Here is a 10,071-nt window from a genome sequence, read left to right as displayed (position 1 = left end):
GATGATTCTTGCCCATTCATTAAAAGAAATTTCAGAAAATGTTGGTTACTAATATTATTTTTTAGATTTTTGGTACGTAAACTGTTACTAATTAAAATAAAAACATATGAGTGATCACGGAATGATGGAGAAAGAGGAAATATTCTCTAAAGTATTACGCGCAGGAAGAAGGACTTATTTCTTTGACGTAAGAGCCACAAAAGCAGGAGATTATTACCTCACCATTACAGAAAGTAAAAAATTCACGAATGACGATGGTTCTTTTCACTACAAAAAGCACAAAATTTATCTTTACAAAGAGGATTTCAGTGAGTTTAATGTGATTTTGAAGGAAATGATCGATTATGTTATTGATGAAAAAGGCGATGAAGTCATCAGCGAACGTCATCAAAAAGATTTCAAAAAAGAAGAGCTTGACGCTGAAGATGAGGATTTCGATTCAGAGACAATTAAATCTGCAGAAAACTTTACTGACATCAACTTTGAAGACATATAAGCGATCACAGGACAAAATATAAAAAAAACCGTTACTTTAAGTAGCGGTTTTTTTTATATTTTATAAACTAACTAAATATCTATGAAACTAATACACACCCTACTCTTTTTAACGACCTGTTTCGTTTTTGGACAAAAACAAACGGACCTCAGCTATTATCTCCCGCAAAACACCACTTACAACCAAGCGATTCCTACGCCGCAATCGGTCATTGGCCACGAAGTTGGCGAGTGGCACATTACCCACGACAAGTTGGTCGAATACATGAAAGCACTAGCGGCAAGCTCAGACCGAATCACTATTGAAAATAGAGGCAACACTTATGAAGGCCGACCTTTGATACTGCTGACCATCACTTCACCAAAAAACCATCAAAATATTGACGTCATTCGTCAGCAACATATCGCCGCCACTGAAGATAATGCGTCGGTCAACACCAGCACTATGCCCATTGTGGTCAACCAAGGGTTTTCCATTCATGGTAATGAGCCAAGTGGCTCTAATGCTGCACTTTTATTAGCTTATTATCTCGCTGCCGCAGAAAGTGACGCTGTTAAAGATTTGCTGGACAATACTATCATACTTTTTGACCCTTCATTCAATCCCGATGGATTACAGCGTTTTGCTTATTGGGCGAATTCCAATAAAAGCAAAAACTTAAATCCAGATCCAAATGATCGCGAATACAATGAAGTTTGGCCAAGAGGTAGAACCAATCATTATTGGTTTGACATGAATAGAGATTGGCTACCGGTGCAATTGCCAGAATCAAGAGCGCGACTGGAAACCTTTCATAAGTGGCTGCCAAATATCCTGACCGATCATCATGAAATGGGCACGAACTCCTCTTTCTTTTTTCAACCAGGAATTCCAAGCAGAACTCATCCACTCACGCCGCAATTAAATCAGGATTTGACCAAAAAAATCGGTAATTATCACGCAAAAGCTTTTGATAAAATCGGTTCCTTCTATTATACCGAAGAAAGTTTTGACGATTTCTATTATGGAAAAGGCTCCACATTCCCTGATATTAACGGGAGCATCGGCATTCTGTTTGAACAAGCCAGTTCCAGAGGCCATATTCAAGAAAGCACGAACGGGATTTTAACCTTCCCTTTTACCATCCGCAATCAGTTTACAGCCGCACTATCAACTTTGGATGCGGGTTACCATATGCGTGAAGAAATTTTAAAATACCAACACGACTTTTTCAAAAACGCCCGCAATGAAGGCAATAAAGAAAAAGGAAAAAACATCATTTTTGGCGATGCGAAGGATGCTGCCAAAACCTACGAATTGGCCGAAATATTAAGAAGACATCAGATTGAAATGTATGAACTTAAAAACGATGCTACCATTGACGGCAAGCAATTCAAAAAAGGCTATAGTTACGTCGTTCCAAAAAATCAGAAAAACACGCGATTGATCAACGCCATGTTTGAAAAACGCACCTCATTTCAGGATAGCTTATTTTATGATATTTCAGCTTGGACCCTGCCCCTAGCATTTAATTTAGATTATGTTGAAGGCATTCCTTCCTCACATCTGGGCGATCGGGTTGTAGATTTAAAAATGAAAGTAGGACAAGTTGATTCAAAAAGTGATTATGCCTATATCATGGAGTGGCATGAATATTATTCTCCTAAAGCATTGAATCAAATTCTAAAAAACGACTTACGAGCGCAAGTTGCCATGAAAAAATTTCGTGCCAACGGAAAAGAGTATGATTATGGCACAATTTTGATTCCTATTCAAAACCAATCAAAAAATGCTGATGAACTCTACCAATTTTTAAATGAAGTGGCCAAAGACGCGCATGTCCAAATAGATGCAGTGGCTACAGGTTTAACCGAAGGTATTAACATGGGAAGCAACGAATTCAAACCCTTAACACTTCCAAAAATAGCACTCATTGTTGGCAATGGTGTGGCATCTTCTGATGCTGGCGAAATCTGGCATCTTTTGGACCAACGTTATGACATGATTTTGACCAAATTGGATACTGAAAATTTAGGTCGCGCCGATTTAAGCCGCTACAACACCATCATTTTACCAAGTGCCAACCTCAGCAAAAGTGATACAGAAACCTTGTCAACATGGGTTGAAAACGGCGGAACGCTTATTGGTTTCAAGAACACTTTACGATGGATGAATACCAATAAACTCATGAAACTTGATATTAAAAAATCAGAAAGAGTGGCCAAAAACATCACTTTTGAAGAACGTAGCGATTACAATGGTGCACAAGTGATTGGCGGTGCTATTTTTGAAGCTAAACTAGATCGTTCCCATCCGATTAATTTTGGCTATAAAAACGACAAACTGCCATTATTTAGAAATTCAACTTTATTCGTTAAAGCTGATAAACAGAGCTATAACAACCCTATACAATACACCAAAAATCCATTGATGAGCGGTTATATTTCCAAGTCCAATTTAGATAGTTTGGCACTGACCGTACCTTACCAAATGCAACGTATGAAACGTGGGAAAGTAGTGGCATTTACGGACAACACCAATTTCAGAGCGTTCTGGTTCGGAACGAACAAACTCATGATGAATGCGATATTTTTTAGAGACGAACTATAATTTAACCGCCACCAAATTCAAAACAAAAATGGATGCTAAATACAAAAGCGCATAAGAAATGCCAAAATTAAACCATAAGATGACTGCCATAACCAGCATGAAAATAGGCACCAAACTGATGACCAAGGCAAAACGAAAGGTCGCCGTAAATTCTGATTTGGTAGAGTGTTGCAGTCTTTAAAGTTCGATTTCACACATTGATTGACGTCTTCAGGATTTAGAAAATCTACATTTATGTTTTCTAATTTCTGAAGAATGTCATCATAATCTTCAACATCCATTTGTGTTGTAAGTACTATCAAAGCATTATGGACATTACTTTTCATTCGTAATACGGAGGCATTCAGATTAAGATTTTCATAATCCTTGGACGCGATTGGCGTTCCAAAATTCAACACGACGCTATCCTCAAAATCCTCTATGCTTTTATAATTCAATCCCACAGGCACCATCTCAACGTTCTCTGAATAGTTGACTAATGCTTCTTCAATGATGTGCGAAAAGCTTTAATTCAATGGCCGGACAAATCGTTGGATATTATAGCTTTTTTCAGGAAAAAGCACGATGGCATTATGATCGGATAATAAGTCCGAACAGAATTTGAAAACGGCCTTGTTTTTTGAATTTTTATCCCAGCCATCTCTTAACCGATATACTGGCATCATTAGCAAGCTTTGTAAAAACTTACTGACCCATGGTTTTTGAAAGACGCTTGCGCGGATTAAGAAGTAATAAAAATCTCCGTTTTTAGTGGCGAGTATAAGTGGATCCATCCAACCATTTTGATGATTTCCTAAAAAAAGTCTGGCCTGATTTGGACGTAATGGTTCTTGATAATTGAACTAATTTTTTTGTAGTAAAAAAATAACGCAATCCTGAGATAGCTTCTCATAATAGTGCAACCATAATAGTTGCCATATGTTTTTTCCTCTAAAATGTTTTGATTTAAGCTACGGTAGATCCGTTTTTAACATGTATTTCTGGCCGCAATAAACACACATCTTTATCTTTTACAGCTCCCATTACAAGACATGCGCTCATAAATTTGGCAATCTGCTTTTTCGGAAAATTAACGATTGCTATAATTTGTCTGTTGAGCAAATCCTCCTTCGAATAAAGTGAGGTAATTTGTGCCGAAGATTTTTTAATTCCTAAGGCACCAAAATCAATGGTTAACTGATAGGACGGATTTCTTGCCTGTGGAAAATCATTGACCTTAATGATGGTCCCCACACGTAAATCAACTTTGGTAAACTCCTCAAAAGTCACTATCTTTTCCATCCTTAAAATTTGAAATAGCTCGCAATATAAAAAAATAAAACGTTATGGCTAATACTCCTTCAAACATGTTGCCTTTGGGCACTCAAGCTCCGAATTTTAAATTATTGGACGTGGTAAGCAATGAAAATTGCAACCTGGCAGATTGCAAAGGCGTGAACGGAACGGTTATTATGTTTATTTCAAATCATTGTCCGTTTGTTAAACATGTGAATGCGCGAATGGCAAAACTTGCAAAAGAATACAAATCTAAAGGCATTGAATTTGTTGCGATTGCCAGCAATGCCGTTGAAAACTACCCACAAGACGGTCCGGAATTCATGAAAAAGCTAGCGATCGACGAAGGTTTTATTTTTCCTTATTTATATGATCAAACGCAGTCGGTAGCGAAAGCTTATGATGCTGCCTGCACACCAGATTTCTATCTTTTCGACGCCGATTTAAAACTGGTTTATAGAGGTCAACTCGATAGCTCGAGGCCTGGAAATAACATTCCTGTAACGGGAGAAGATCTTACAAATGCACTGGATGCCCTATTGAACAATCAACCCATATCAGAAGACCAAAAACCTAGTTTAGGCTGCAATATAAAATGGCGAAGCGACAATGTAACATAAGATCGTTTTCCCATTGCAAGCAGTTATGATGAAAAGATTTGATCATAACGACGATGGGGATGATTTCTACCTGAAGACCTGCACGGATGTTCGAAAGGAAATCTACCAAAAATTGGCTGAGTACCACCCAGAAAACAAAATGCCTTTCCAAATCACGTATAAAGAATGTTTGGATTTAATAAAGAAATCTGCTTTAAAACCATAATCCAAAAAAATTGAGAGTTCCGATTGATATAACCTATGATTCTAAGAACAATCAATTCTTAAGGAAGGAAAAAATCAACTTATAAATTCTTCAACTGATTATCCGTTCCTTTATCACTGATTGTCCAAAAGAAACCTATGAAAAAAAACTGATCTGCAGCAGGACGTAAGGCTCTTTTTGAATAATTACCATTCACATCTACCGTGTTTGAAAATTGATAACCATTGATGTTTTTAGAACCCAAGGCATTGTTTACTGAAAAATAAAGAATCTTTTGAGGACTCAATAAATACGCCCAATTCAGACTCAAATTATTATAGCAATTGGTTTTGGCATTTAAAAATCCGTCGTGATTAGGATCGGTATAGTTTCTGCCAGAAGCAAAACCATAGCTGAAACCGACCTGACTTTTTAAGTCTTCGATCCAATATTTGCCCACCACAGAAAGGTTATGTCTATTGACGAAACTTGGTTGCGCAGCATAGGGATAGTTTTTATAATCCCGTTTCGTATCTAAAAAGGAATAGCTAATCCAATAATCGACGTTCTTGATATTTTTATTATCGCGCCAAAACAAGTCAATTCCCTTGGCATAACCACTCCCTGAACTATAAAAATGAGTATCAAAATCGACGAATTCGGTATCGTACTTTACCAAGTGCTTATAGTTTTTATAATAAGCCTCCGCTCTGAAAATTCGCCCTTCCGCATTGTATTGGTAATTGAATATATAATGCGTCGTATTTTCTGATTTAAGATCTTGGTCGAATTTCAAAATGGCGTTACTTGGGTTTTGATAAAAGTTGCCATAGGCTAACGACACTTGACTGCTTTTGGAGGTTTTATAAGCCAAGGACAACCGCGGCGCTACTTCCATAGATTTGAACATCTCGCTATAATCTGCACGTAAACCTGCTTTCAGCGCTAGCTTTTTTGAGAAAATAACGTCTGCTTCAACAAAAGCGGCCGCAATGTCATTTGTGACTCCGTAACTGGCAGATGCTACCAGATCATCCTGATAGTATTCATTGAAATGGGTGGAAAAATATTCAGCACCAAAATTCAATTTAAAACGGTTGCTAAATCGGCGTTTGAACATCAATTTGGCGTGATAGGAGTTTTCAGTATTGGCAATATCGCTATCCATAATCCCAACTTTGGTTTGACCATTCGTGTAACTCAATCCGCCAGAAACAGACCAAACATCGGTCAACATTCCTTGATAAGAGCCGTTAAAATAAAGATTGTTATTATTGAGTTTAAAATGGACACCCTCAGCATAGTTGATGTCCTCTTGGGTCAACTCAAAATAAGTAGTCTCAAAAGCAGTGTAAAGCTTCAGTAATCCGCGATCAAAATGTTGTCTAAACACTGCTTCGCCTGAAAACGCTTCATAAGGTTTTTTCCAATCATTTCTATCCTTAAATAGAGCAACGTATGGTGCCAAATTAATATAAGAAGTATTCACGCTCAAAGAACTTTTATCCCATTTTCGAGAATTGCCGACACCTCCACCTAAAGTCATCAGACTGACATCTGTTTTGTTTTGATCGGCTTCATCAATAGTATTCAGCAACAATACGCTAGAAAGTGCCTGACCATATTCCGCCGAATAACCGCCAGTGGAAAACGTAATACCATCAAACAAAAATGGCGAATAGCGTCCACGGGTTGGCGCATTATTGGTGGTTGGCGTATACGGCGTGAATACCCGAATGCCATCAATAAAAATCTGAGTTTCCTCGGCTTCCCCACCGCGCACAAATAAACGTCCGTCTTCTGCAACTGTTGTAGTTCCAGGCAAGGTTTGTAGCGCACCTACAAAATCGCCCAAAGCACTTGCCGTAGTAACAACATCTAATGGTTTTAATACGGAAACCTTGCTATTGTCGCCCGCTTCAAAAGCTCCTGCCGACAGCTCTACAGCATCCAATGTATTGACATCTTCTCTCAATCTGATCTGCAAACTCGTCATCGTTTTGACCTCAGCGAGCTTTTTAAAGGTTTCAAAAGAGAGAAATGATACGATTAAGGTTTTTATTCCCGTTTCGCTGGTGGTAAAAGAAAACACACCAGAACTATCCGTAGAACCGCCATCATAAGAACCTTCCAGATAAACGTTGGCACCTTCAATGGGCAACCCTTTGGCATCGGTTACTTTCCCTGAAATTGTAGTTTGTGAGAAACTGATAGAAGTTATAAAAAACAAGAGTACTGGAATAAACGCTTTCATAATACTTGATGGATTTGTTGATAGTACAAATGTGTATCGAAACAAGCAGAATCAAAATTCATAAGTTCTGAACTGTCAGAATTTGAGGATGAATTGGACAATCATTTTTAAAGCATATAATTCTAGCATTTTAGTATCTTAGAAACAAATTCCAACCGATGCTGACCACAACTGAAAAAAAATTTACGATTTTATTCCTATTGCTTCTTATGGCGGAACTCATCTGCGGAAGCGTTGAAAATTTATCCCGATGGCATTATTTAACAAAACCTTTACTACTCATTTCTTTAATTCTCTATTTTTTCGTCCAGAGCAAAATGATGATTCTAAAAACGAGAATATGGATTTCAAATGCACTTATTTTCTCTTTATCTGGTGATGTCCTTTTAATGTTTGGTGTTTTTCAGAAATAGAAATCCCAAAACAAATCCCATTGGCTTAATTATCGTTTTAACTTTTTATGCCTTCGGACTTTTTTATCTGCTCAAAAATAACTTGGGCGACTTATTAATTCCCGTCGTTTTTTACATCCTCGTTATTTTATTGATGATCATTTCGGCGTTTTTAAGACAGAAAAAAGTGTCTCAAAAAAGTTTTATTTTCGTGTTTATTGGCGCTATATTGTTCGTGATTTCAGATAGCATTTTGGCCTTGAATAAATTTTATATGCCGTTGCCGTTTTCAAGCATCAGCATCATGCTCACTTATGGCTTGGCGCAGTTTTTTATTGTTTTAGGCCTTTTAAAACAACCATAGACGTTCTCTATAGTGACTATTCAACTCATTATTTATCAGATTTATAATTCATCTTAATCAAAGTGTTTATTCAAGATTAATTTCACACTTAATATTTTTAAAAATAAACCAGTATTTCTGTAACAATCTCCTACATTCTTCTACTAATAGCACAACTAACCATCAGAATTGGACAAAGAATTAGAACATAATTTTGTCGCGTTGCTTGAAGAGCATCAAAACATTGTGCACAAAGTTTGTAGGCTATATACAAACCATAGAGATGCCCATAATGATTTGTTTCAGGAAATCACGATACAGCTTTGGAAGGCCTATCCGAAGTTCCGTGGCGACGCAAAATTCAGCACGTGGATGTATCGTGTAGGTCTAAATACTGCCATCACCTTATACCGAAAATCAAAGCGCACAGTCAACACTTATGAATTGGAAACCTTTCAATTTAAAATCAAGGCTGAAGAATATGATGACACGGAAGAGCAACAATTGAAATTATTGTATCAAGCCGTTCATCAATTAAATGATATTGAAAAAGCCCTCGTTTTTCTTTATTTAGAAGAAAAAGATTATCGCGAAATCAGCGAAACTTTAGGGATTAGTGAGGTCAATGCCCGAGTGAAAATGAACAGGATTAAAAACAAATTAAAAACAATACTTAATCCTTAAGTATATGGACGAATTAGAACTATTAAAAAAACACTGGAAACAGCAGGATACAGAGTACCCTAAAGTTTCTGCTGATGCTATATATAAAATGATCCTAAAACGCTCCTCATCGATCGTTAAATGGATCTTTATCATCAGTCTGTTGGAGTTTGCCTTATGGGCATGCCTATCCTTTTTCTTAAAGGACACAGAAAACGCACAACATTTTGATAAAATGGACTCTGATTACCTCATCATTCCCCTAACTGTTTTAGGATATGTGGTGTTGGCTTATTTCTTCTTCTTATTCTATAAGAATTACAGGAAAATCTCAGTGACAGACAACGCCAAAGTATTGATGGAGAATATTTTAAGAACTCGAAAAACAGTTAAGAATTATGTGTTTTTCAATCTGGCCTTCATGGCGATTACGTTTGTGGCCGTGCTATACATTGAATTTGACCAGGACAAAGCCTTTATCAGTAAAGCGCAAACCGCTGCTGCGAATGGCGAAGCGTTTATGTTCTACGCCAAAACCATATTGATTTTCGCGGGTATAATTGCTGTTTTCGCAGCCGTCTTACTGTTTTTCTACTGGTTGATCTATGGATTGCTGCTCAGTAAACTTAATAGGAATTATAAAGAATTGAAAAAACTAGAGTTATAATCTAGTTTTTTCAATGCTTACGGCTTACTCCTCTACTTTATACCTTCTGAGCTTATTCAATTCCTCTTGTGCCTTCAGTTCTTCTTGTGGAATTACTTTTAGAAACGAAGGGTGCTGCTCAATGGCGTATTCAATTTTTTCTACGATCTGATCGATAGTTTCATTTTCGTAATCGATAACCAAAGGCGCTTTAATCTCCATCGACTGAAGAATATTTTTCTTTTTGACGCGAAGTCCCTTTTTATCGAAAGAACGTCTAAACCCGTCAATCACAACAGGTACAACAATCGGTTTGTAACGCTTTATAATATGCGCCGTTCCTTTTCGGATAGGTCTAAACGGTGTGGTGGTACCCTGCGGAAAGGTAATGACCCATCCATCATCAAGAGCTTTCGAAATCATAGTGATATCACTCATTTTGACCTGACGATTCACTTCCTTACCTTCTGCTCTCCAGGTGCGCTCAATACTGATCGAGCCCACATAGGCAAATATTTTAGGCAATAATCCCGACTTCATTGTTTCTTTGGCAGCAACGTAGTACATATTCAATTTGGGTTGCCATAAATAGCCGATATTCTTAATATT

At 37.3% G+C, this 10,071-nt stretch carries 11 protein-coding genes and 1 pseudogene; 7 read left to right on the top strand and 5 right to left on the bottom strand.

All coding sequences use genetic code 11. From position 1 onward, the window contains the following. Positions 1–106 precede the first annotated feature (106 nt). Positions 107–496 carry a PUR family DNA/RNA-binding protein gene (locus tag ABIQ28_RS02260; RefSeq protein ID WP_348035128.1) on the top strand — a complete coding sequence of 130 codons (390 nt, stop codon included), beginning with the start codon at positions 107–109 and terminating at the stop codon, positions 494–496. A gap of 81 nt (positions 497–577) precedes the next feature. Further along, positions 578–3,085 carry a M14 family metallopeptidase gene (locus tag ABIQ28_RS02255; RefSeq protein WP_348035127.1) on the top strand — a complete coding sequence of 836 codons (2,508 nt, stop codon included), beginning with the start codon at positions 578–580 and terminating at the stop codon, positions 3,083–3,085. 35 nt (positions 3,086–3,120) lie between these two features. On the opposite strand, the gene ABIQ28_RS02250 is transcribed toward ABIQ28_RS02255, so the two are convergent. The 3 genes and pseudogenes from ABIQ28_RS02250 to ABIQ28_RS02240 form a co-directional block, all read right to left on the bottom strand. After that, the gene (locus ABIQ28_RS02250) at positions 3,121–3,537 is read right to left on the bottom strand and encodes a hypothetical protein (protein ID WP_348035126.1); all 417 of its coding nucleotides are present in this window, start codon (positions 3,535–3,537) and stop codon (positions 3,121–3,123) included. A 54-nt stretch (positions 3,538–3,591) separates the two neighbouring features. Further along, positions 3,592–3,906 (bottom strand): annotated as a pseudogene (locus ABIQ28_RS02245) (1-acyl-sn-glycerol-3-phosphate acyltransferase); the annotation flags it as partial. 124 nt (positions 3,907–4,030) lie between these two features. Continuing rightward, positions 4,031–4,366 carry a tRNA-binding protein gene (locus ABIQ28_RS02240; RefSeq protein WP_348035125.1) on the bottom strand — a complete coding sequence of 112 codons (336 nt, stop codon included), beginning with the start codon at positions 4,364–4,366 and terminating at the stop codon, positions 4,031–4,033. Positions 4,367–4,410: 44 nt separating this feature from the next. Between ABIQ28_RS02240 and ABIQ28_RS02235 the strand changes: the two genes are divergently transcribed. Further along, entirely contained in the window at positions 4,411–4,980 is a 570-nt protein-coding gene (locus tag ABIQ28_RS02235) for a thioredoxin family protein (RefSeq protein WP_348035124.1), read from the top strand. Positions 4,981–5,005: 25 nt separating this feature from the next. Beyond that, on the top strand, positions 5,006–5,185 hold the full coding sequence (locus tag ABIQ28_RS02230) for a hypothetical protein (protein ID WP_348035123.1): 180 nt from the start codon (positions 5,006–5,008) through the stop codon (positions 5,183–5,185). Positions 5,186–5,264: 79 nt separating this feature from the next. Here the strand turns inward: ABIQ28_RS02230 and ABIQ28_RS02225 are convergent, their stop codons facing one another. Next, complete coding sequence (locus ABIQ28_RS02225; protein WP_348035122.1) at positions 5,265–7,418, bottom strand: TonB-dependent receptor; 2,154 nt, start codon at positions 7,416–7,418, stop codon at positions 5,265–5,267. Positions 7,419–7,814: 396 nt separating this feature from the next. On the opposite strand from ABIQ28_RS02225, the gene ABIQ28_RS02220 reads away from it, so the two are divergent. The 3 genes from ABIQ28_RS02220 (at position 7,815) to ABIQ28_RS02210 (ending at position 9,483) form a co-directional block, all read left to right on the top strand. Next, positions 7,815–8,174 (top strand): lysoplasmalogenase, encoded by a 360-nt coding sequence (locus tag ABIQ28_RS02220; RefSeq protein WP_348035121.1) that lies wholly within the window; start codon positions 7,815–7,817, stop codon positions 8,172–8,174. Positions 8,175–8,342: 168 nt separating this feature from the next. Continuing rightward, complete coding sequence (locus tag ABIQ28_RS02215) at positions 8,343–8,837, top strand: sigma-70 family RNA polymerase sigma factor (protein ID WP_348035120.1); 495 nt, start codon at positions 8,343–8,345, stop codon at positions 8,835–8,837. Between the two features lie 4 nt (positions 8,838–8,841). After that, positions 8,842–9,483 (top strand): hypothetical protein, encoded by a 642-nt coding sequence (locus tag ABIQ28_RS02210; RefSeq protein ID WP_348035119.1) that lies wholly within the window; start codon positions 8,842–8,844, stop codon positions 9,481–9,483. A 24-nt stretch (positions 9,484–9,507) separates the two neighbouring features. On the opposite strand, the gene ABIQ28_RS02205 is transcribed toward ABIQ28_RS02210, so the two are convergent. Next, positions 9,508–10,071: lysophospholipid acyltransferase family protein (locus tag ABIQ28_RS02205; RefSeq protein WP_348035118.1), on the bottom strand; the 564-nt coding region annotated here is incomplete at its 5' end.

This window comes from Gelidibacter sp., from assembly GCF_039916245.1.
In the GTDB taxonomy this organism is placed as follows: Bacteria; Bacteroidota; Bacteroidia; order Flavobacteriales; family Flavobacteriaceae; genus Gelidibacter.
This window is presented reverse-complemented; position numbering and strand designations above follow the sequence as displayed.